Source organism: bacterium, assembly GCA_040755755.1.
Lineage (GTDB): Bacteria > SZUA-182 > SZUA-182 > DTGQ01 > DTGQ01 > DTGQ01.
Genome location: JBFLZW010000012.1, coordinates 1 through 23,435 on the forward strand (window position 1 = coordinate 1; position 23,435 = coordinate 23,435).

General features: G+C 49.7%; 18 protein-coding genes and 2 tRNA genes. All 20 read left to right on the forward strand.

All coding sequences use genetic code 11. From position 1 onward, the window contains the following. Positions 1 to 362: 362 nt before the first annotated feature. The 20 genes from AB1611_04030 to AB1611_04125 all read left to right on the forward strand — a co-directional run bounded on the left by AB1611_04030 (position 363) and on the right by AB1611_04125 (position 23,096). Positions 363 to 1,982 (forward strand): CTP synthase, encoded by a 1,620-nt coding sequence (locus AB1611_04030; GenBank protein ID MEW6378763.1) that lies wholly within the window; start codon positions 363 to 365, stop codon positions 1,980 to 1,982. Further along, positions 1,979 to 2,800, forward strand: coding sequence for a 3-deoxy-8-phosphooctulonate synthase (gene kdsA, locus AB1611_04035; GenBank protein ID MEW6378764.1), 822 nt, complete (start codon positions 1,979 to 1,981; stop codon positions 2,798 to 2,800). The genes AB1611_04030 and kdsA overlap by 4 nt, the downstream gene beginning before the upstream one ends. Before the next feature lie 23 nt (positions 2,801 to 2,823). Continuing rightward, on the forward strand, positions 2,824 to 3,795 hold the full coding sequence (locus AB1611_04040) for a KpsF/GutQ family sugar-phosphate isomerase (GenBank protein MEW6378765.1): 972 nt from the start codon (positions 2,824 to 2,826) through the stop codon (positions 3,793 to 3,795). Next, positions 3,795 to 4,334, forward strand: coding sequence for an HAD hydrolase family protein (locus AB1611_04045; protein ID MEW6378766.1), 540 nt, complete (start codon positions 3,795 to 3,797; stop codon positions 4,332 to 4,334). The genes AB1611_04040 and AB1611_04045 overlap by 1 nt, the downstream gene beginning before the upstream one ends. A gap of 19 nt (positions 4,335 to 4,353) precedes the next feature. Continuing rightward, the gene (locus tag AB1611_04050; GenBank protein ID MEW6378767.1) at positions 4,354 to 5,310 is read left to right on the forward strand and encodes an SPOR domain-containing protein; all 957 of its coding nucleotides are present in this window, start codon (positions 4,354 to 4,356) and stop codon (positions 5,308 to 5,310) included. A 1-nt stretch (position 5,311) separates the two neighbouring features. Beyond that, complete coding sequence (locus tag AB1611_04055) at positions 5,312 to 5,749, forward strand: MerR family transcriptional regulator (GenBank protein ID MEW6378768.1); 438 nt, start codon at positions 5,312 to 5,314, stop codon at positions 5,747 to 5,749. Between the two features lie 70 nt (positions 5,750 to 5,819). Then, a tRNA-Pro gene (locus AB1611_04060) sits at positions 5,820 to 5,893 on the forward strand. Positions 5,894 to 6,017: 124 nt separating this feature from the next. Beyond that, entirely contained in the window at positions 6,018 to 7,421 is a 1,404-nt protein-coding gene (locus tag AB1611_04065; GenBank protein ID MEW6378769.1) for an NAD(P)/FAD-dependent oxidoreductase, read from the forward strand. 226 nt (positions 7,422 to 7,647) lie between these two features. Beyond that, complete coding sequence (locus tag AB1611_04070) at positions 7,648 to 8,289, forward strand: protein-L-isoaspartate(D-aspartate) O-methyltransferase (GenBank protein ID MEW6378770.1); 642 nt, start codon at positions 7,648 to 7,650, stop codon at positions 8,287 to 8,289. A gap of 155 nt (positions 8,290 to 8,444) precedes the next feature. Next, positions 8,445 to 8,519, forward strand: a tRNA-Pro gene (locus tag AB1611_04075). A 141-nt stretch (positions 8,520 to 8,660) separates the two neighbouring features. Continuing rightward, a complete protein-coding gene (locus tag AB1611_04080) occupies positions 8,661 to 9,617 on the forward strand; it encodes a sigma-70 family RNA polymerase sigma factor (protein ID MEW6378771.1) in 957 nt (318 codons plus the stop codon). Between the two features lie 501 nt (positions 9,618 to 10,118). Then, positions 10,119 to 11,375 carry a transcription termination factor Rho gene (gene rho / locus AB1611_04085; GenBank protein ID MEW6378772.1) on the forward strand — a complete coding sequence of 419 codons (1,257 nt, stop codon included), beginning with the start codon at positions 10,119 to 10,121 and terminating at the stop codon, positions 11,373 to 11,375. Positions 11,376 to 11,502: 127 nt separating this feature from the next. After that, positions 11,503 to 11,724, forward strand: a complete 222-nt coding sequence (rpmE, locus tag AB1611_04090) for a 50S ribosomal protein L31 (protein ID MEW6378773.1) — start codon at positions 11,503 to 11,505, stop codon at positions 11,722 to 11,724. Positions 11,725 to 11,816: 92 nt separating this feature from the next. After that, entirely contained in the window at positions 11,817 to 12,884 is a 1,068-nt protein-coding gene (gene prfA, locus AB1611_04095; GenBank protein MEW6378774.1) for a peptide chain release factor 1, read from the forward strand. Between the two features lie 18 nt (positions 12,885 to 12,902). Further along, positions 12,903 to 13,805, forward strand: a complete 903-nt coding sequence (gene prmC / locus AB1611_04100; protein MEW6378775.1) for a peptide chain release factor N(5)-glutamine methyltransferase — start codon at positions 12,903 to 12,905, stop codon at positions 13,803 to 13,805. 25 nt (positions 13,806 to 13,830) lie between these two features. Continuing rightward, the gene (gene hisD / locus AB1611_04105; protein ID MEW6378776.1) at positions 13,831 to 15,126 is read left to right on the forward strand and encodes a histidinol dehydrogenase; all 1,296 of its coding nucleotides are present in this window, start codon (positions 13,831 to 13,833) and stop codon (positions 15,124 to 15,126) included. Positions 15,127 to 15,468: 342 nt separating this feature from the next. Next, positions 15,469 to 15,624, forward strand: coding sequence for a hypothetical protein (locus AB1611_04110; GenBank protein ID MEW6378777.1), 156 nt, complete (start codon positions 15,469 to 15,471; stop codon positions 15,622 to 15,624). 144 nt (positions 15,625 to 15,768) lie between these two features. Continuing rightward, positions 15,769 to 17,229 (forward strand): hypothetical protein, encoded by a 1,461-nt coding sequence (locus AB1611_04115; protein MEW6378778.1) that lies wholly within the window; start codon positions 15,769 to 15,771, stop codon positions 17,227 to 17,229. 65 nt (positions 17,230 to 17,294) lie between these two features. Continuing rightward, on the forward strand, positions 17,295 to 22,397 hold the full coding sequence (locus AB1611_04120; GenBank protein MEW6378779.1) for a fibronectin type III domain-containing protein: 5,103 nt from the start codon (positions 17,295 to 17,297) through the stop codon (positions 22,395 to 22,397). A gap of 498 nt (positions 22,398 to 22,895) precedes the next feature. Further along, positions 22,896 to 23,096 carry a hypothetical protein gene (locus tag AB1611_04125; GenBank protein MEW6378780.1) on the forward strand — a complete coding sequence of 67 codons (201 nt, stop codon included), beginning with the start codon at positions 22,896 to 22,898 and terminating at the stop codon, positions 23,094 to 23,096. The last annotated feature ends 339 nt before the right edge of the window (positions 23,097 to 23,435 follow it).

Consider the following 23,435-nt stretch of genomic DNA (forward strand, 5'->3'; position numbering starts at 1 on the left):
TAAAAATTAATAAAACTAAATGCCAATCTAACCATTTAATCTTCTTCCGGCTTCCAACTCTTGATTCCTGGCTCTTCTTGCACCAAAGTTTGAACAAAATTTCTATTGTACGGGCAGTAAGGGCCTATAATACTCTGCATTGTAACCAGCAGCCCGCAAATGTGTCAACGGAAAAGGACAAAGTTAACTCTCTCCATTCATCCATCCGGATATCCCTATCTTTGAAATATTCTCCAAATTCATCATTATCTTCTCCCCTCCAAGTAGTGCTCCTCAAATTAATTCACTTGAAATTAAACCAATTGTTAACTATAATAGCGTCTTATATATATGTAAGGTCTTAAAAATGAAGGGGATAGTTAATGGACTGTAAGTTTATATTTGTCACTGGCGGAGTCGTCTCGTCGTTAGGCAAGGGACTGGCGGCAGCCTCGATCGGCTGCCTGCTGGAAGGGCGGGGGTTGAAGGTCACTTTACTCAAATTTGATCCGTACATCAATGTGGATCCGGGAACCATGAGCCCTTTTCAGCATGGGGAAGTTTACGTCACCGATGATGGGGCGGAAACAGATCTCGATCTGGGGCATTACGAGCGGTTTACCAGGACAAATATGAGGAAGGCGAATAACGTCACTGCGGGCAGGATTTATTACTCGGTGATTACCAAGGAACGAAGGGGGGACTATCTGGGAGGAACTGTGCAGGTGGTTCCGCACATCACCAACGAAATCAAGGATTCGATCCTGCGGGTGGTCGATGGTGCGGATGTGGTCATTTGCGAGATCGGAGGTACGGTGGGAGATATCGAAAGCCTCCCGTTCCTGGAAGCGATCCGGCAGTTCAGAAAGGATCGGGGGCCGGAAAATGTTATCTTCATTCATGTGACCCTGGTTCCCCATATCGCGGCTGCCGATGAATTAAAGACCAAGCCCACCCAGCACAGTGTCAAGGAACTGCGGGAGATCGGAATCCAGCCTGATATCCTGCTCTGCCGCACCGACCGGTTCCTGCCGGATAATATTAAATCCAAGATCTCCCTCTTTTGCAATGTGGACAAGCGGGCCGTTATCACGGCCAAGGATGTGGATCTGATCTATGAGGTTCCTCTGGTTTTCCGCAAGGAGGGGCTGGACGATATAATCCTTGAGTTACTGCATGTACGGGACCCCCAGGATATCGACCTTTCGGATTGGAAAGAGATTGTCGAGCGGCTGCAGAATCCTGAGCAGGAGGTCAATATCGGCATTGTCGGCAAGTATATTAACCTCCAGGATTCCTACAAGAGCCTCGGAGAGGCTCTGGTGCATGGAGGGATCAAGAACCGGGCCGCGGTTCATCTGCACTGGATAAGCACCCAGGAGGTCGAAGAGACCGGACCGCAAAAGTGTCTGGCTGATTTTGACGGCATCCTGATCCCCGGCGGATTCGGCGACCGGGGGATAGAGGGCAAAATCGAATCGATCGCTTATGCACGGAAAGCCAATATCCCATTTTTGGGAATCTGCCTGGGCATGCAGTGCGCAGTTATCGAATTTGCCCGGAACGTCCTTGGTCTTCCTGAAGCCAACAGTGCTGAATTTGATCCGGATACCCCGCATCCGGTGATCGGCCTGTTGGAGGAGCAAAAGCACATTGCGGGGCTTGGAGGGACCATGCGGCTGGGGGGATATCCCTGCCGGTTGAAGGCAGGGTCCCGGGTTTTTCAGGCCTATGGTCAGGAAGATGTCGTCGAGAGGCACCGCCACCGGTTTGAATTCAATAATACCTATCGCTCGGCTTTTGAGGAGCGGGGGCTGACCATGAGCGGGCTTTCCCCTGACCAGAGCCTGGTTGAGGTCATCGAAATACCGGATCACCGCTGGTTTGTGGCCTGTCAGTTTCATCCGGAGTTTAAATCCCGGCCACGGGCACCTCATCCTTTATTTACGGCCTTTATCGAGGCTGCCGGCCGGTTCAGGAAAGAGCGGGAACAGGGATGCTGAGCCGAAAGATCGATGTTGGTGAGGTGAAGATCGGGGGGCAGGCTCCCCTGGCACTGATCGCCGGGCCCTGTGTCATCGAGTCCGAAGATCATGTCCTTCGGATGGCCGGACTGCTGAAAGATATGGCTGTACGGTTATCTCTTCCCTTGATATTCAAGGCTTCCTTCGACAAGGCCAACCGCAGTTCATCCGCTTCCTTTCGGGGGCCCGGTCTGCGGGATGGTTTGAGGGTGCTGCACAGGGTGCGGGAGGAAATCCGGGTTCCTGTTCTGTCCGATGTTCATGAGGCGGGGCAGGTCGATGAAGTGGCTCAGGTCGTGGATGTCCTCCAGATCCCGGCTTTTTTATGCCGCCAGACAGACCTGGTGATGGCGGCGGCAAAGACCCTCAAGCCGCTGAATATTAAAAAAGGGCAATTTCTCTCCCCCTGGGAGGCTGGTAACATCATCGACAAGGTCACATCCTGCGGGAATGACAATCTGATGATCACCGAGCGGGGGGTATGCTTCGGGTATAACAACCTTGTGGTGGATATGAGATCGCTGCCGATCCTGCGGACATTCGGTTATCCGGTAGTATTCGATGCTACCCACAGTGTGCAGTTACCCGGCAAAGGCGGCCATTGTTCAGCCGGAGAGCGGGAATATGTGCCGATACTGGCACGGGCTGCCGTGGCGGCCGGCTGTGATGCCCTCTTTATGGAGGTCCATGACCAGCCGGATCAGGCACTCTGTGATGCCCCCAATATGCTTTCCCTGGAAGCGCTGGCTTCCCTGATGCCGGTTTTGCAGCAGATTGATACTATTGTAAAATCTTAACAGCAGGAGTGAATACAAGAACTATGGTTGATCGAGATGCTATTTTGAAGCAGGGCAAGGAAGTGCTGAGAAAGGAGGCTGCCTCGATTCTGAAGGTCGAGGAGCAGCTTGGGGAGGAATTTGTTCAGGCCGTGGATATTCTCTATCAGTGCAGCGGCCGGGTGGTAACCACCGGCATCGGCAAGTCCGGCCTGATTTGCAAGAAAATTGCCGCCACCCTTTCGAGTACCGGGACTCCTTCTTTTTTCATGCATCCTGCTGATGCGATTCACGGAGACCTGGGCATGATCGTTCCGGGGGATGTGGTGGTGGCCATTTCCAATAGCGGGGAAACGAGTGAAATCAAGCAGTTGATCCCCTTTATCCAGCGGTTCATGATTAAATTGATTTCCATTACCGGCAATCCCAACTCCACGCTGGCCCGCTTCAGTGATGTTGTTTTGCGGGCCGAAGTCGAGGAGGAGGCATGTCCCCTGAATCTTGCCCCCACGACCAGCACCACGGTGGCTCTGGTCATTGGCGATGCCCTGGCCATGTCGCTGATCCGCAAGCGGGGATTTCGGGCAGAGGAATTCGCCCAGTTTCACCCGGGGGGAAAGCTGGGCAGGCGGCTGTTAAAGGTCAAGGACCTGATGCATTCCGGCAGTCAGATGCCCATAGTGGGGGAGTGGCAGCCCATGAAGGAAGCCATCTACGAGATCTCCGGCAAGCGCCTGGGGATGACCTGCGTGGTCAATCAGCAGGGTGAAGTGACCGGGATTGTTACTGATGGAGACATCCGGCGGTTGCTGGAGAAAGACATCAGCTTTCTCACCAAACCCGTAGGCCAGTGCATGAGCCTTCATCCCAAAATGATCGATCCTGATTCTCTTGCCGAGCATGCAGTCCAGGTCATGGAGACGCATTCCATTACCTCCCTCCTGATTACGGACCAGGGGAAAAAGCCGATGGGGGTCATTCACCTGCACGATCTTCTCAAAGCGGGGGTAGTCTGATGCCGGACCCTGCTTCGGGCAATGAACTGGCGGTCAGAGGTCAGCGGATCCGCCTGATAGTCATGGACGTGGATGGAGTTTTGGCTGAAAGCAGGCTTATCTATACCGACCGGGAAGGAGAGGTCCGCGCCTTCAGCGTCAAGGATGGCATGGGCATAACCCTGGCCCGGCAGGCCGGGTTGAAAATAGCCCTGATCAGTGGCCGGGAATCGGCAGTGGTAGCCCGCAGGGCTGCCGAGCTGCAGGTTCCGGATGTATACCAGGGCGTTATCAGAAAGCACGAGCCGTTTTGCCATCTCCTGCAAAAATATGGCCTTGACCGGGAACAGGTCTGCTATATCGGTGATGACGTCAATGACCTGCCCGTCCTGCGAGATGCCGGTTTGGCTGTTGCTGTGGCCGATGCGGTGGAAGAGGTCAAGCGGATCGCTCATTATGTGACTTTAGCACGGGGTGGAAATGGCGCTGTCCGTGAGATCATTGACCATATTTTGCATCTTCAGGACCTTTATGAGGAGGCAATACAGGCCTTCTGCTGAAAGCACCTGGTATCGAACCATGAAAAATGTTAATTTTTCTCCAACAGCACGGCATCGAGCCGGCAATTACCGCTGGGGAAAGAAGTTTGTCCTGGCCGGCATGCTGCTCCTTCTGTGTCTGGGGGGGGCGGCGTTGTGGTATGATTACCGATATCTGCCATATCATCGGTACGATCATGCCGTCAGGATGATGGCTGAAAAGTTTGAAAATCTCAGGAAGAAGGCTGAAGGAATTCAAAAAGGAGGGATTCCCTCATCCGAGGACCAAACGGTGAATAACGATCAGCCAGTCACTGAAAAGAAAGATCAGCCTGAGAGGAGCGATCAAACGGATTCTCCCGTCTCCCCGGCAGAAGAAACCCTAGCGGTCGAAAATGTACCGCTGGAAACTCCTGCTGCTGTCCCGGAGAGCCCTTCCCGGCAGGCTGTCTCTCCCCAGGCTGTTGAGGAAAACAGCCCGGAGAAGATAACCATTCAGGTCGATAAGGAGACCGAGGAGCAATTTGCAGGATATTTCGTGAAAGTATATTCCAGCATAATGAAGAATGAAGCGGAAAAAGCAGCCGCTCGCCTTGCCCGGATGAACTATTTGCCGAGAATCGTTCGAGAGCCGGGCTTTGAGGTCATGAAAAATGTCTATCTGGTTACGGATTCTTCGAACATTCAGGAGATATCTGACCGCCTGACCAGGGACGGATTTTCGGTCTACCTCCAGGAAGATCAGAAAAATCAATATACTATCAGGGTCGGATCATGTTATTATCTGGAAAGTGCAAAAAGTCTTCTAAAAAGTTTGAAACATAAAGGATATTCTGGTAATATAGTACAGGAAAAAACTGCGGTGAAATTTTACTCCGTCTTTGTAGGGAGATATTCCCGGTTTGAGGCAGCCCAGGAAGATCAGAGGCAGTTGAGCATGAAAGGGTTTCCCATGGCCACCGTAACTGCGGGAATTCCTGCTTCGGACGATCAGTGAAATGGTGACCTTGAGGCGGGAAACCGGTGGAGCTGACGGAAAGATGAAGGAAGAAGTTCCGGGGAAAACCGGACAGAAGAGGGAATTCCCGGAGAAAATGTTTTATAGGATCGGCGAAGTCAGCCAGATTCTTGAGGTAAAGCCTTTTGTAATTCGCTATTGGGAATCGGAATTCAAACAGCTGCGGCCTGCCAAGAATGAAACGGGGCAGCGTGTTTACCGGAAAAAAGATGTTCTGATCCTGCTCAGGATCAAGGAATTATTATATGAGGAGCTTTATACGATTCCCGGAGCCAGAAAACGGCTGGAGCGGGACCGCCTTGAAGCCAGAAAACCGAAATCTCCCGATGAAGAATACGGGCAGATTCGGGAAATATTACAGAAGCATAAAAGAAAATTGATAGAAGTCAAACACTTCCTGGAAAGCTATCCAGGTTAAGGAGTGAGAATTCAGGAGTAAGGAGTCAGGAATAGACAGATTCCTGATGAGGCAAGTGACCAGATAATTCCGGGGCGTAGCGCAGCCTGGTAGCGCACTGGCATGGGGTGTCAGTGGTCGGAGGTTCAAATCCTCTCGCCCCGATCAGCTTGATCAGTTATTCGAACGGGAAGGGACATGAATCATGTCCCTTCTGTGTTTTAGCAGGCAGGAGATATGCATAAAGCTAATACTGAGGGTGGTGAGCGGTGCTGTGAATGTCCCTCTGATGCCGAAAGGCAATGAGCACAAAAAGTATGATGTTATTATCGTCGGTACTGGACCGGCGGCAATCTTTACCGCCCTTGAACTGGCCGATAGCCGGGCTAAGGTTTTAATGCTGGAGCAGGGCAAGGATATCGGCCAGCGGCAATGTCTGGCTGCCGAGCAGAAGATCACCTGTAACCGGTGTCAACCCTGCTCTTTGCTCTCCGGGTGGGGTGGAGCCGGGGCTTACAGCGATGGGAAATTGACGCTCTCCTCCGAGGTTGGAGGATTTCTGGATGAGTATTTGTCCCCGCAGGAGCACAAAGAGCTGATTGACTATGTTGACCAGCTCTACTGCCGGTTCGGCGCTCCGGATTACGTCTACGGCACCGATACTGAAGCCATTGTTCAACTTCAGCGAAAGGCGACGCTCCACGATCTGACATTGATCCCATCCCGCATCAGGCATATGGGCACTGACCAGTGCCTGGAAATTCTGAAGACTTTCCGGCAGCATCTTGATTCCAGAATAGATATGCTTTTTTCCACATCCGTTCAGGAAATCATGGTCCGGGAGGAATCCGCCGTGGGGGTTCGTACTACAGGCGGGCAGGAATTTTTTTCGGACTTCGTTGTCGTGGCCCCGGGACGGGTGGGAGCGAACTGGCTGAAACGGGAGGCCGATCGGCTGCATCTTGCCACCCTGAAAAATCCGGTGGACATCGGGGTGCGGGTGGAGGTTCCGGCGGCAGTGCTGGAGCCGCTCACCCAGATTACCTATGAGCCGAAGCTCATTTTCCACAGCCGGCGGTTTGATGACCGGGTGCGGACCTTTTGTATGAATCCCTATGGAAAGGTGGTTATTGAGTACTGCCAGGGGGTTCATCTGGTCAACGGCCACAGTTATGCCAGAAGCAAGACGGAAAATACGAACTTCGCTCTTTTAGTGAGCACGAAATTTACCGAACCCTTCGATCGTCCGATATCGTATGGCCGCTACCTGGCCCGTCTGGCCAATTTTTTAAGCGGCGGAATCATTGTCCAGCGCCTTGGGGACCTTGTAATGGGCAGACGTTCGACTCCAGATCGAATACGAAGGAATGTGATTGTGCCTTCTCTGCCGGAGGCAACGCCGGGAGACCTGAGCTTCGCCCTGCCGTATCGGTATCTGTCAAACATCATCGAGATGCTGGAGGCCATGAGCAATCTTGCCCCGGGCATCAATTCACGGCATACACTGCTCTACGGCCTTGAGGTCAAGTTTTATTCCCTGCGCCTGCAGCTTACAAGCTCGTTTGAAACACCTATTCACAACCTGTATGCTATCGGTGACGGAGCTGGATTGACCCGCGGGCTGATGCAGGCTTCCATCTCGGGAGTAGTGGCAGCGCGAAGCATTCGGCAAAGGATGACGGGAACCGGCTGAAAATGCCAGGCAATACCTGAAATCGATTCGCTCATATGGGATAGATGGCACACATCCGATGGTACGTATTAAGGATGGAAGAATGCTCTCCCGCAGAGACGCAGAGGCGCAGAGAATGACTGAAAATCATATCCTCGGCGTCTCAGCGTCTCTGCGGGAGAAATACACCACTGCCGTGTCGTCTTTCCCATAAGAGCTAATCGATATTATGGAGAATGGAAAAGCTGTGGATTATCAGATTCAGCGGGAGAGGATGGTTCAGGAGCAGTTGATAGCCAGGGGGATCAAGGATAAGGATGTCCTGCAGGCCATGCGGAAAATACCACGGCATCTTTTCGTAGAGGATGCATTTGCCCTGCGTGCCTATGGAGACCACCCCCTGCCCATTGGTGAAAAACAGACCATTTCCCAGCCCTATATGGTTGGTTACATGGCCGAAGCCCTGGCAGTGAATAAAAAATCCCGGGTGCTGGAAATTGGCACCGGCTCAGGGTATCAGACCGCGGTCCTTGCGGAAATCTGCCAGAAGGTTTATTCCGTCGAGCGGATCAAGAGCCTGGCGCAAAAAGCCCAAAAGCTTCTGGAGCAGCTAGGGTATCATAACTTTCAAATCCTGGTCGATGACGGCAGCAGGGGGTGGCTGGAAAAGGCCCCTTTTCAGGGAATCATTATTTCAGCCTCGGCGCCCAGTGTCCCTCTCTCCCTGTGTGAGCAGCTCGAAGAGGGTGGACGGATGGTAGTTCCTGTCGGTACGGAAAAGTCCCAGATATTACGCATAGTCCATAAAAAGAACGGCCGGATCATTGAGGAGGAAAAACTCCATTGCTCATTCGTAAAGCTTATCGGTGAATACGGATGGAGTGAGTAGGAAAAAGGCAGCAGCCAGGAGACAGAAGTCAGGAGCCAGGAGAAAAAAGGTATTTATTCTGGCTTCTGACTCCTGAATTCTGACTTGTGGCATTAATTATACTTGAGAAAATTTTCAATTTCTGGTAGGCTTTAGTATCTATCCGCCATTAAAATCGGGGCGTAGCGCAGCCTGGTTAGCGCGCCTGCTTCGGGAGTAGGAGGTCGGAGGTTCAAATCCTCTCGCCCCGATTTACCATATAGTCAGTGAAATTATCTTCCTGCGTTTGAGAATTCTAAGCATTTAATCCGATCTCTTGCCTGCCCCAGTCGATAATACTATTAAGGAAGCAGATTTTCATCCGATTGTTCAACTGGAAGAAGGATACTATAGTGGAAAAGTTCTTTGCTGGTGATTTGGATGAGGATACCCTGCCTGAATTCGATGACGAGGGACTGCTCACCGGGCGCGGAGAATCTTCTGGTTATGAGGAAGATTCGGAACAGCAGGAGCAGGAGGGGAGGAGAGGCAAAAGAAAGGCCTGTTTTGATCCTGTCCAGAAATATTTCAGTGATGTCAGCCGGTTGAGTGTTTTGACTGCGGAAGAAGAGTTTCTCCTGGCCAAGAGGGCCTGCCAGGGTGAATTTGAAGCCCGTGCAGAGATGATCAAGGGGAACCTTCGGCTGGTCATCAGTATTGCCAAGAGGTATGTGAACCGGGGACTCCCGCTGCTGGACCTGATCGAAGAGGGAAACTTAGGGTTAATTAAAGCCGTCGAGCGATACGATCCGGATAAGGGGTATCGGTTCAGTACCTATGCCACCTGGTGGATCAAACAATCCATTATCCGGTCTCTGGCCAAACATTCGGGTACGATCCGCCTGCCGATCAATGTTGCCGAAACGGTTAACCGTTTTGTTCACGTACTGCGGAGCATGGCTCAAAAACTGGGCAGGGATCCGACCTGTTTAGAGCTGGCTCAGGTAATGGATATGCCTCTCGGTAAGATAAAGGAACTTCAGGACTTGCTGCAGAAGAGCATATCGCTGGACTCCCTTTCGGAAAGCAGGGGAAATACTCCCATCAGGGATTTTCTTGAGGATACATCCACTCTTCCGCCGGACGAATCGATTGATGTGTTTGAGCAAAAAAAATATATTTCCATCCTGCTCAGTCTGCTGAACGAAAATGAAAATGAAATCATGCGGTTGCGCTTTGGACTCGATGGAGGAGGCGGAATGACCCTGGAGCAGATTGGTCAGATCTACGGAGTAACGCGGGAAAGGATCAGGCAGATTGAGGGGGCTGCCGTGCGAAAATTACGGAAATTTTTGCGAAGGGAAGAATAAAAGGCTTGACAGATGCGGCCGGGATGGATATACTATATCTCGGAAATCAAATCCGCAAGATGTAGGATATCTCCACCTACCCAAAGGAACTTTTATCTAACCCAACAAAACTAATTTTAAGGTTTACTTATCCACGATAAAATTTGCTGAAAAAATACGTGATAAAGAGTAATTACCACACACTTTAGGTAATTTATGGAAGTTACAGGGTTTTACGAGGTTGATGGTCGAGTAGAGCCGGTCTTCACAATTAATCGGAAACCCTGAAAGAAGTCGTTATCAGATTTTCTGCCGATAAGAATAGTGTAGTGATTTTCGGATAGTATTTTGCCTTCCTAGACGCAGTAAAAAATCGAAGTAACTATCAGAAATACTTTTGTTATTTCATGTTCGGCAGGAGGGTGAAACCAAGGGTGAGGCAAAGGTGGGGCGATTCACAGCCATTTATGGAAAGGAAGGTACTATTTTTTCAGGAAGACTATTTATAAGGGATGAGCGCTAATGAATATCGCTGAGCTTAAACAGAAAAACATGGGCGAATTGAGTGATGTGGCTAAGGAGTTAGGAGTATCATCAATCAGCAACTTACGCAAGTCGGAGCTGATTTTTAAAATTTTACAGACCCAGACAGAAAAAAACGGGCTCATTTTTGGTGAGGGGGTTTTGGAAACCCTGCCGGACGGTTTTGGTTTCCTGCGTGCTCCGGATTATAATTATCTTCCGGGGCCTGACGATATCTATATTTCTCCATCACAAATCCGTAAATTTGACTTACAGACCGGTGATACGGTTTCCGGCCAGATACGGCCTCCCAAAGATAACGAGAAGTATTTTGCTCTTCTGAAGGTGGAAGCGGTCAACCGTGAAAACCCGGACATGGCCAAGCAGAAGATACTCTTTGACAATTTGACCCCTCTTTATCCTAACAAGCGCCTCTGTCTGGAAACATCCTCCACCGAACTGTCAGGCCGGATAATGGATTTACTGACTCCTATCGGCAAGGGGCAGAGAGGTCTGATCGTATCACCTCCCAGGACCGGGAAAACCATGCTTCTTCAATCAATTGCCAACAGCATTACTCAGAACCATCCGGAAGTGTTTCTCATTGTGCTCCTGATCGATGAGCGCCCGGAGGAGGTGACCGATATGCAGCGTTCCGTCAAGGGAGAGGTTGTCAGCTCAACCTTTGACGAACCGCCGGAGCGGCATATCCAGGTTGCACAGATGGTCATTGAAAAGGCCAAACGGCTTGTGGAATACAAGAACGATGTCGTTATTCTGCTCGACAGTATCACCCGGTTAGCCCGGGCCTATAACGCCATTATTCCTTCCAGCGGGAAGATTCTTTCCGGCGGTATCGACGCCAACGCCCTTCAGTGGCCAAAGCGGTTTTTCGGTACAGCCAGAAACATCGAGGAGGGAGGAAGCCTGACTATTATTGCCACGGCCCTGGTTGATACGGGGAGCCGGATGGATGACGTAATTTTTGAAGAGTTTAAGGGCACGGGAAATATGGAGATTCATCTGGATAGAAAGCTCGTGGATAAGAGAGTCTTTCCTGCACTTGATATCGATCGTTCGGGAACTCGAAAGGAAGAGCTGCTGCTGAGCCAGAATCAGTTGAATCGGGTGTGGATACTCAGAAAGATTCTTTCCCCTCTGAGCGTGGTTGAAAAAATGGAATTCTTGCAGGAGAAACTGCGGCAAACCAAGAGTAATGAAGAATTCCTGAACTTTATGAACAAGATGGAAGACTAATCCAAAAAATTTTTATTTGACCTCCCTCTTTTCCCCTTGCCTAACGTGTAATATTAGATTACAATCTAAAGTCTTGTCGAAGTATCTACGGCTAAACTTATTTGCAGGAGAGAAAAGGAGTTAGACAATGAAGAAGGGAATTCATCCTCAATACCAGGATGCTGTTATTACCTGTGCCTGTGGCGAGGTTATTCATATCCGCTCGACCAGGCCGCAGATGCATGTTGAAATCTGTTCCAAGTGTCATCCTTTTTATACGGGAGCCGGTGAACAAAGATTGGTTGACACTGCCGGTCGAATTGAAAAATTCCGGCAGCGGTATGAAAAAAGTCAGAAGAAAGAGAAATAATCTGGCGGGAAACCGGGCGGCACATCATAAAAATTCAGGCGGAAGGCAGCAGAGGTATCAAGATGGCCTCGGGCAGGGAGTAAGAGCAGAAGATGTTTCATAAGTTGGCTGAAGTAGAAAAGAAATTCAACGAGTTGAACAGGAGGCTCAGCGATCCCAAAGTGATTTCGGACCAGGAGACCTTTCGCGACTACTCAAAGCAGCATGCGGAAATCGCCGGCATCGTTTCCAAATATCAGGAATACCAAAAGATATGTGCGGATATGGAAGAGGCCAGGGAGATTATCAACCGCAGCAAGGATGAGGAACTGCGGGAGCTGGCCAAGCTTGAGATGGAAGAATATCTGGGCCGCAAGGAGCTCCTTGAACAGGAGCTTCGTATCCTGCTGCTGCCAAAAGATCCAAACGATGAAAAAAATATCATCCTGGAAATCCGGGCAGGCACCGGAGGTGAGGAGGCTGCCCTTTTTGCTGGAGATCTGCTGCGGATGTATCTCAAATACGTGGAAATTCAGGGATGGAAAGCGGAGATCCTTGATACCCACACAACAGGGGTCGGCGGATACAAAGAAGTGATCATTGGCATCCGGGGTGAGAAGGTGTACAGTCAGTTGAAGTTCGAGAGCGGTGTGCATAGGGTTCAGAGAGTGCCGGTTACGGAAGCTTCGGGAAGAATTCATACCTCTACGGTAACTGTGGCCGTATTGCCGGAGGCGGAGGAAATTGATATCGATATCGATCCCAATGAGATCCGGGTGGATATCTTCCGCTCCTCAGGTCCGGGCGGGCAAAGTGTGAATACTACCGATTCTGCGGTCCGAATTACCCATATCCCGACGGGTATTGTTGTTTCCTGCCAGGATGAGAAGTCCCAGCATAAAAATAAGGCCAAGGCCCTGCGGGTTCTTCGCTCCCGGCTGCTGGACAAGCTGCAGAAAGAGCAGCAAAGCGAAATTTCGCAGAACCGGCGTCTCCAGGTTGGGTCGGGAGAGCGAAGTGAGAAAATCCGCACCTATAACTTCCCGCAAAACCGAATCACCGACCATCGAATCGGGCTGACCCTCTACAAACTGGACTCGATTCTTGCCGGGAACCTTCAGGAAATCATCGACCATCTTATTACCTCGGCTCAGGCGGAAGAGCTTAAGCGGGTCGCCTGAAGCTGATTAACTTGCCTTATGAAATCTTCCCTTTTCAGGCCGGATATACCGGGAAAACCTGACGTCCGGCGGTCTCTCCCTGCAATCCTGGAGGAGGCTGCACGTCAACTTGATAGAGCCGGAATCGAGAATTCCCGGTTAGAGGCTGAAGTCCTTCTGGCTCATCTTCTCAAAATCAGCCGTATCGAGCTTTACACCCGGTGGGATGAAGAGCTCCCGGAATCCGTAAGCCGGGAATTGCAGACACTGCTCTCCAGACGAATTGGCCGCGAGCCGCTGGCCTATATCATTGGCCGGAAGGAGTTCTGGTCGCTGTGCTTTATGGTGGCCCCCGGTGTGCTGATTCCCCGTCCGGAGACGGAATTTGTAATCGAGGCGGCGCTGCGGCATGCTCAAGACGCAGTCAGGATCATCGATGTCGGCACCGGAAGCGGAAATATCGCTGTCTGCCTGGCTCAAGAGCTTCCCAATGCCCGTATCTATGCGGTAGACATTTCCGAAGCAGCGCTGCGGGTGGCTCGCCGGAATGCGGCTTATCACCAGGTAATTGAGAGAATCATCTTTCTTCAGGCAGATATGCTCTCGGCCTTCGCGCCTGACATCCCCTCAGGATTTATTGATTGCATTGTTTCAAACCCCCCCTATATTTCATCAGCGGAAATATCCACGCTGGCCCCGGAAGTCAGGGTTTTCGAACCCCGGGTCGCTCTGGAAGGCGGAATTGACGGCTTGGGCTGCTACCGCCGGTTGATCCATGAGAGCACGGCGATTTTGAAAGCCGGAGGCAGGATTATTCTGGAAATGGGCTATGGACAAAAAGATGCCCTGGTCCGAGAGCTTCAGAGTCAGGGGTATGAGGTGCAGGAGATCGTGGTCGATTATGCAGGTATCGATCGGGTGATTGCAGCCAGGTTGGGATGAATACTTAAAAAATAAAGGAGGAACCATGAAAATTCTTACCACGCAGCAGGGCAATTTTGCCGGGGAGATAAACCGACTGATCGACCGCTTCTCACTGGCGGCTGAAGGGATAGAGGAAAAGGTCAGGGGCATTATTCAGAGAGTGCGGCAGGAAGGTGATCAGGCACTGCTCGATTACAGCCGGGAGTTTGACGGTGTATCCTTGAGCCGGGAGGACCTTCTGGTGAAGGAGACTGAAATTGAGGATGCCTACAAGCTGGTGAATGATGCTGAAATTTCATCGATGAAATTAAGCATCGTAAGGATTCGCGAATTTCACCGTCATCAGAAGAGTAAATCCTGGTTTTACTCTGAAGAAAACGGTACCGTATTGGGTCAGCTCATCACGCCGATCGAGAAGGCAGGCATTTACGTACCGGGCGGCAAGGCTGCCTATCCGTCATCGGTGATCATGGGTGTGGTACCTGCTCAGATTGCGGGCGTTAAGGATATTTTCATTGCCTCTCCCCCTGGTAAGGATAAGAAATTGTCTCCGTATACCCTGGTTGCCTGCGATCTTCTGGGAATTAAAAAAATCGGGAAAGTTGGCGGCGCTCAAGCCGTTGCAGCCCTTGCTTATGGTACCGAGAGTATACCCAGAGTGCAAAAAATTGTTGGTCCGGGTAACATTTATGTAACAATGGCCAAAAAGCAGGTTTTCGGGCTGGTAGACATTGACATGCTGGCTGGCCCCAGTGAGGTATTGATCCTGGCTGACAAGACTGCTCATCCGGTATACATTGCTGCTGATCTGCTTTCCCAGGCGGAGCATGACGAGCGGGCCGTGACGATGGTTGTGAGTCCGGAGGATTCGATCATTCAGGAGGTCGAGCGTCAGGTTGCAGCCCAGGTGGAGCAGTTGTCCAGAAAAGAGATCGCCGGACGTTCCCTGCAGGATTATGGTTATCTCATCCGCACCGGTGACATGGAGGAGGCCATCGGTCTGGTCAACCATCTGGCTGCCGAGCACTTGATACTGGCAGTAGATAACCCTTTTGCCCTTCTGCCCAGGATACAAAATGCAGGCTCTATATTTTTAGGCCATTTTACCCCGGAAACCATGGGAGATTATCTGGCGGGACCAAACCATGTCCTGCCGACTTCCGGAACAGCGCGATTTTTCTCTTCCCTTGGGGTGGATACTTTTTGTAAACGATCCGGTTTTATGCACTGGACCCGCAGCGGTTTGGAAGAACTGGGTCCCCAGGCGATAATATTGGCAGAAATCGAGGGGCTGACAGCCCATGCCGGGGCTATCCGGCGAAGGTTGTCTCAAGATTAGGGGCAGAGATTTGGTTAGGGAGAGAGGGTTTTTGAGGTTATATTCAATCCGGCTATTCATCCCCGTATGCTTATTATTGCAGGTCCAATTTAGTGAGAGCCTTCTCCTGCCATTTTTTCAAAAATAATATATTATTCAATTATATTATCTATTTACCCAGGTAGTTTGACAATACTAATTTATAAGTGTTATAATTTATTTACATCTCTCGGCAATATACGATATCTCTGCTTCGAAGTAGCCTGGATGGAATAAGCAGGGTATGAGAGAAAGTGTATTCTCAGTGATTTGGATACGGAAAATCAAAAACTCAGCATCAAGTTAGGTAATCATTTGCATATTATGAACAGATATGCACACTCTTTTTTCTTTGATATAGGGGAAAATGGGAAATATCGGATAAAAGAGAAGGTGTGGGTAAAGGAGAGGGACGGAATTATTAAGAGAACAGGCAGGAAGTTAGGGTATCTTTCTATTACCGGATCAAATGGCATCTGATTTGCTTATAATTCAATCCAAGGTGTAATTTATTTTTTCAGGGGGGTAGAGGTATAGCATTGATAAGCATAGCCTTTTTGGATGAAAAATCTTTCAGAAATTTAAGCGGTTTTTTTTGTGTTTGGCGAAAGGGGGTCCTCATTTATGGAATTTATTAAAAGCAGCAGGATAACCTGCCTTTTTCTCCTGGTAGGCATGATCTTTCTTTCAGCATCCGGCTGGGCTTTGGAGCCAACCGTCACCGATGTAACTACCCGGTCTTTCAGTGTAGTTTGGACGGAAAGCACCGGCGGTTTAGGTAGTTGCAGCCTCCAGGTCAAAAAAAGCGGTGGCGGATTCGTGGACAGCAGTCAGATTCTTCTCGAATCTGATGAGGATGCGCTGGCCCGCGGGGTGATAAAGTTTGAAGTCGTCGGATTGGATTACGGCGCTACCTATACCTATTCGGGAACCAGAAGAAATGGAAGTAGTTTTAACGGTTCAAAATCAGTAACTACTGCTCTCTTTAAGGGACTGGTCTCGCTTGATCCGGAGGCCAACGATATTGTAACCAATGATATTTTTCATGTGGCTGTTTACAATGCCGATGGGAAAACACCGGCTCTGGGTGCTCTGGTGATGGGTGAAATTTATGCGGATGCAAGCTGCACGACCCTGAAAAGCGCTTACCCTCTGACCGGCTGGGTTGGATCCGGCATGCCGGGAAATCCCCTGACTGCGGATTATGCGGGTAAGACATTCGATCCCAATAATGTTTCGTATAAAGAATATGCAGCCTTAAATTTGAACAACCTGTTTGCGGATGATCCGAAAACATCGGCAGTGGACCTCTTTCCCCTTCAGTTAACCGGCGATGATCCGGTTACGAGCACTGTAGTGGAAGGTGATTATATCAAGGTGACGGTGATTCCAGGCCTGACTGCCACAGCCGGAGATGCGGTACAGATCATGCCGGTTCCGGGCATCACCAGGGTGGGAACCCAGGAAATCAGCTCAGCCAAGGCAGCCGTGAAGGTCATTTTACAGGCTGGAATGAATACCTTCTCCTATCCGTTTGAAGTGCCTGCCGGCTATACCATTAAAAAGCTGGTGGAAGCGATTTACGCAGCAGGAGGGAAAGTCAAGCAGGTCAAACGCTATGACAAGGGCAGTTGGCCGGTGGCAAGCGTTGTGTATCTTTCCAGTGGACCCAAGATCAATCCTGCGGCGAGCGGGGAGGTTGCGATCATGCCTGGCGAGGGATATCTGGTCATTATGGATGGTACCGCCTTACCACAAAATTTTTATATTAGCGGTTCTCCAACGCCGACCACAATCACTCTTCGTGGTGGCATGAATGTTGTTAATTTCACCCAGATTCCAAGCTTCTATAAAATTGTCGACCTGGTCAAGGCAATTTCTGCAGCCGGAGGGAAGGTCAAGCAGATTAAACGCTATGATAAGGGCAGTTGGCCGGTGGCAAGTGTTGTTTATCTTTCCAGTGGCCCCAAGATTAACCCTGCGGCGAGCGGGGAGGCTCTCATTGAAAGAGGAAAAGCCTATTTAGTCATTATGGACTCAGCTACTCAAGGTACATTAACAGTTGATCCGCTTGTAACCAAGTGAAAAAAAAGAGAAGATTGGACTTTGCATAATACTAAAGATGTATATAGCGAAAGGAGGAGCTTGACATGCCCAAGTTTTTAAAACGGTTTTTATTGACTTCCTTATCCATTGGGTTTTTTAGCCTTTTCTGGTTAATAGCACCTCAGTTTGCCGGTGCATTTTCCATAAACGGAGATGCTGTTACCTATGATGTAACCTTTAGTTCTTTTTGTGTGGTTTGGGAAGGCAAAATTGACGGAACGATATCGTCCTATGAAGTCATAGTTTATAACGATCAGGCTGGAAGCAGCCGAAGTGAAGGTTTCGTGTCGAATCCGATCGGTCTGAAAGATAACGGAGTTATGGCGGTTCAGGTGACCGGACTGGCCGCTCAACAGACATACTACTACCAGATTAAGGTTGTGGAAAATGGCACTGAGTATTACTATCCCTCCACGCCGCCCTTGAAAGAAGTTACAACCCAGTTTGATGAAGGAGCAGCAGGTAATACCCCTCCTCCCAACCCTTCAGTAATTTTTCGCGTATATTTAGGGGACGGAGCGACCCCGGCTGGAGGAGCTTTTGTTTATATGGAAGTGGCTGGCGCAAGCTACCCCGTTGCCGGCAGTACGGATTCCGGTTGGGTTGATGCTGAATATGGCGATGGAACGATTAGCCTGGGTGGTGGAACACTTTTCAGTCAAAGTACCAAGAAATATTTAACCCTGAATGGTGGTGAATCCATTACTGTCAAGTGCCTGGGTGGAAGTTATGGCAGCAAGGCAGCAACAATCGCAAGCTTTGATCCCAGCCTGATGTGTCAGGTTGGATTTGAATGTGTCGATGAATATGCAAACAAGATCGTATTAGCCCTCAATTCACCACCGAAGATCGACTCTCTTGCCAAAGCTTCCGGCTCTGATATCCGAGAGGCTAATGGTAAATATGTGATTAAACCCGGCCAGCAGTTTACCCTGGATGTTTCAGGCTCCGATCCGGATGAGGGAGAGAGCATAAGCTCATGGGCCCTGAAAAATGCTCCGGATAACAATATGGTAATTACCAGAGATGCAGGAGATTCAAATAAGGCCAAAATAACCTGGAGCCCGGTAAGCAGTACTCTCGGTGAAACTACGGTCACTATCGAAGCCAGCAACGACAAGACCGGGTCAAGAACCTTCATCGTTCTGGTTACCGATGGAAAACCCAGCGCCCCGACGTCGGTTTCCGTGGCACCGGCCAGTCCCAAGACCGCTGATGACCTTACCTGTACGGTTACCGGCGGCGTCGATCCTCTTGGAGACAATGTAACTTACGTTTACACCTGGTCGAAAAATGGATCAGTACAGAGTGATCTTACCGGAAGCAGCGTACCAAGCAGCCGCACCGCCAAGGGAGAGACCTGGTCCTGTTCGGTTACAGTCAAAGATACTCCCTTTGATGGCGAGAGTGCACCCAAGGCTTCAAATACGGTAACTATCGCCAACACCCCGGCCACAGGGACTCCGAGCGTGAGCATCAGTCCTGCCAATCCGGCCGCAGGTACCAACCTGGTTGCTACCGTGAGCACCACAGGATGCACGGATGCGGATGGCGACACTTTGGGTTATAGCCTTAAGTGGTTTAAAAATGGTCAGGAAACCAGTAACACTGATCTGACGCTGCCCGGCAGTCAGACCAGGAAGGGCGAGAGCTGGGTATGCAAAGCCACCCTGACTGAAGGTGGTGTCAGCACCAGTAACATCGGTACATCCAATTCCCTGACTATCGCCAACACGCCGCCTTCTGCTCCCGGCAACATTTCGATAGAGAAAGTTGCCAATGGCATCAAGTGTACTGTGGGACAGCAGGCCACTGATTCTGATACCAATGACACGGTACAATATATCTATAAATGGATATGCACTATAAATGGCGCTATTCAGCCTGCGGTGACCCAGGGGCCTACTGCCGAGCGCAACCAGATATTATCTTCTGGATTGGCCAAGAATCAGACCTGGCACTGTGAGGTTGCTGCTACTGATGGTACGGCCACAACGGATTATGTGCGAAGCCCTGCTTCCCAGGATTATACCATTGTCAATAATCCACCGACCAAGCCGGTCGCTTCGACGACTCCTGCCAGCCCTTACAGGGACGAGTCCCTGGTGTGCGCTGTGACCACCCAAAGCACCGATCCGGACGGCGATACGGTACGCTACACCTATGAATGGTTCAAGGATGGACAGGCAATCCCCGGCAGCAGTACGACGAATACCTCCGCACTCAGCTCTACGCTGCCTTCAAGCGCAGGCCTGGTGCAGGGATCTCAGTACACCTGCAAGGTTACTCCTTCCGATGGACAGACCGATGGACCGGCCCATACGACAGCAGCCGTAACTATTGGCAACCGTCCTCCTACCATTGTCATTAAAAGGGGCGGGCAGACAATCGCGGCAGATGTGGTCAGCGTTAATGAAGCCGAGCCTGTTACCCTTGAAATCGTTGGCAGTGATGCGGATAATAACGGGTTGACCTGCTCCGCAATCACGCTCCCGGATAGTTCAGCTACCTTTGCCAACAATATCTTAAGCTGGACTCCTGCGGTAGGGGCCTCGGGTGTAAACCAGGGCATGTATCCGGCTACTTTTAAGGTTGAGGAAACCGATGGTAAACCGACGAACCTGTCTGTTACCAAGAGCATCCAGATTCAGGTAATTTATCCTTCCCAAATGGTCGAAGACTTTGAGTATTTAGCGAGCAGTCCAACGCCGGAGCAGAATGGATGGTTCCGCCTGCAAGGCCAGGGGCAGATGAGCGTGTTAGAGGAAGCACTTGATGACAAGACCAATCACTACCTGAAGACGGTTACCTCGCATGCGGATCCTAACTCCATAACAGCTACAGCGCAACTTCAATATATTGTTACCAAGTGGCTCAGCAATTTTCTCGATACCCAGGACTTTCCTGAACTGCAATTCAAGATTGCAGACCGCAACACCTATTATGTAGAGGTATGTATTCATGCAATCGATAACAGCGGGCAGGGCAGGAATTACTTCCTGCGCTACATTCCTCAGGATCCAGTGAACAATAAGGAATTTGAAGTCAAGGGACTCTATATCACCTGGTCCATCGGCAGGCAATATATCAATCCAGATGGGGTTCAGATTACCCGGAATATGGAAAAAGACCTTAACCTGGCCATTGCTGCCACGCAGCAGGAGCAGGTCCACTATGATTACCTGATGGGTATTGTTCTGCGTGGGGATATCGACTATTTAGACGATATTTCCGTGGCTAAAGGGACTCCTGATTTCACACCTCCCAAGGATGTTCAAAACCTGACCGCTATTGCCAAAGATAAGGCGGTTGTCCTCTCCTGGACTATCCCCGCTGATCAGACGAGCGATACCATAGGCTACCTGATTGAGACCGCAGATGCTCCAAGCAAGGTTGTTAAGGTACCATCTCCGGCCACATCCTATACGATTACCGGATTAACCAATGGCAAAAATTACACATTCACGGTTAAAGCCTATGACAATGCCCCGGTAAAGGACAAAACCGGCAAGGAAATAATCGGTAACCTCAGCAGCGGTGTTTCCACTTCCATTCAGCCTCAGAGGGATACTATTGCTCCGGTTTGGCCGGCCAATGCCCTTACCGCTACATCACAGAATAAGGCGGTTCTGTTGAGCTGGACTCGTCCGAGCGATGCTGATCTGGATTTCTTTGAGATTTTCCAGGATGGGAGCTCCATCAAGGTAGTGGATAAAACCGTTACCAGCTACCGGGTCGCTAATCTGGAGAATGATAGGCCCTACAGCTTTACCGTAAAGGCATATGACAATGCAACACCTTCAAATGCCTCAACGGTTTCAGCCACAGCAATTCCAGCACCACCGATCGAGATCATGGTGGATGGTTTTGATTATTCCGGTACAGAGAAACCAACGGACCACGGCTGGTTCCGTTTGCAGGGTACCGGCAGTATCAACCGTGTAACTCAAGGTGGAGACAGCTATATGAACCTGGCCACAACGGCCAGCAATAAGCTGAACTTCATCGTTACCAAGTGGATGGATAATCCCGAGGAATGCAACAATCCGGAGCTTCATTTCGACCTGAGGTCCAGCGGGCAGTGCCGTGTCGAATTTTACATCCTGGCAAGCGATAATAATAAATATTTTCTGAGTTACCAGCCGGATGTCACGAAGGAGTCTGATTATTGTGAGACTCCGGATAAGGTTCGACAAGGGCTCTATATTACTCACTATCTTGGATGGAAGGGGAGAAATGCAAATAGTGACTGGCGCACCATAATCAGGAACCTGAGCAAGGATATTCAGGATGCCCAGGGCCTTGAGAATGTAACCTTTAAGTATCTTCTGGGAATCATCATCCGGGGTGAATGTGATATCAACAATATCCGGTTGGAAAAAGCCATTCCTGATGTCGATAATCTGATAGCCAGGCCGGACAGCGGTTCGGTAGAGTTGAGCTGGAGCAGTCAGAACCCGGACGAAGTTAAAGAATTCCATCTCTCTGTTGATGGAGGGGCAGTGGTTGTTATTCCGAATCAACCTAATGCTGGTACAACCAACGAGTACAGTTACCAGGCAACTGGCTTGACTAATGGCATTCCCTCAACCTTCACCCTTACCCAGGTCATGGACGATGGGCTGGAAAGCAACGGAGTTGAAATTTCAGCCGTACCACGGCAGTTCACCTATCATGACGAGTGCAACAATGTGAATAGCTGGGATGACAATGTCGCTGAACTGGGAGATATCGCCACGATCTATGATCCCCAGGTTCATAGTGATGTTATCTCTATTGTTCCAAACGCCGATTTGGCTTCTCCTGCCCGCTACATGGCGACAACAAGTATTGATACTGCAGGCAAGATTGTAACTTTGCGTGTCAAGTCTGATGGCGAGTTTATACTCTGGTTCAAAGTAAGGGATAGTTTCTACGTTGAGTATAACTTCCTCTATGCTACCGGCGGAGCAGTAAATACCGGAGCTTCAATTGGAACCTGGGCTTATAGTTATCTGGGCCAATCCTACACGGATGGCAAATGGCATACGCTGACATTGAATCTGGAAGACCTCATGCAGGTATACTACGGCGATGTTGAGCTCACCGGTATTGACGGTGTGGTCATCGGCGGGAATGTTTTGATCGATGATATAATGGTTTATTAATAACGCCAATAGATAGTAATAAGCCAGGCTTACGCTTGCTGTTGAAGGGGTGATAAGGTCAAATGACCTTATCACCCCTTTTCATTTTTTTATTTTACTGAATTATACTGCCTGATAAAGGATGCATTGAGCATTAGCTCGTTACATCTTGAGAATAAGGTTCCTTCTCCGGCGTTTTAGCATAATCCTTGACAGAAATCACAAAGTCAAATATCATTTTTATAGTAAAGTGTGGATTATTCATGAGTGCATTTCGGGATTCTGGAAAATATTATGTGGGTAAATCCCAATCGCTCATATATGGTAGCCATCACACTGTTTGGATCTGATGCCTTTAGCGAAGTGAAAATCCTATAGAGGGGATTTCCCGCAGAGACGCAGAGGCGCAGAGGTAAAAAAGACAAATTATTTTCTCTGCGCCTCTGCGTCTCTGCGGGAGAAATATTACTGTGTTGTCTTACCAATATGAGCGATCCCAATAACAGAAAGGATAAAAAAATGTTAAAAGTTGATGAAATCAAGACAGCCATTGAATCTCTTCCTGATGTTGATTTCGTCCAACTCCGAAAGTGGTTCTTAGGAAAGGACTGGGAAAAATGGGACAAACAAATTGAGGCTGACTCAGAGTTAGGGAAATTAGACTTTCTAATCAAAGAGGCGCGTGATGAGAAAAGCAAGGGGAGTTTGAAGGATCTATAAATGCATCGGACAACCACTCGTTTCTGGAAATGTTTTGAGAAGCTGCCGGAAGCAGTTCAAAGAATTTCGCGGGAAAACTTTCACCTCTTGAAAATGGACCCTTGGCATCCATCACTTCATTTTAAGAAGATAGGTAAACTGTGGTCAGTCAGGGTTGGGTTAAACTACAGAGCTCTTGCAGTCGAAGATAATGGGGATTTCATCTGGGTTTGGATTGGCACCCATGACGAATATGAACAAATGATCAGACAAGTAAGTTAATCTTTGCTACGGCCAAGTTTATTTTTGCATTGGATATTGGATATAGGTTACGCAGACATACATTAGAATCCATCATCA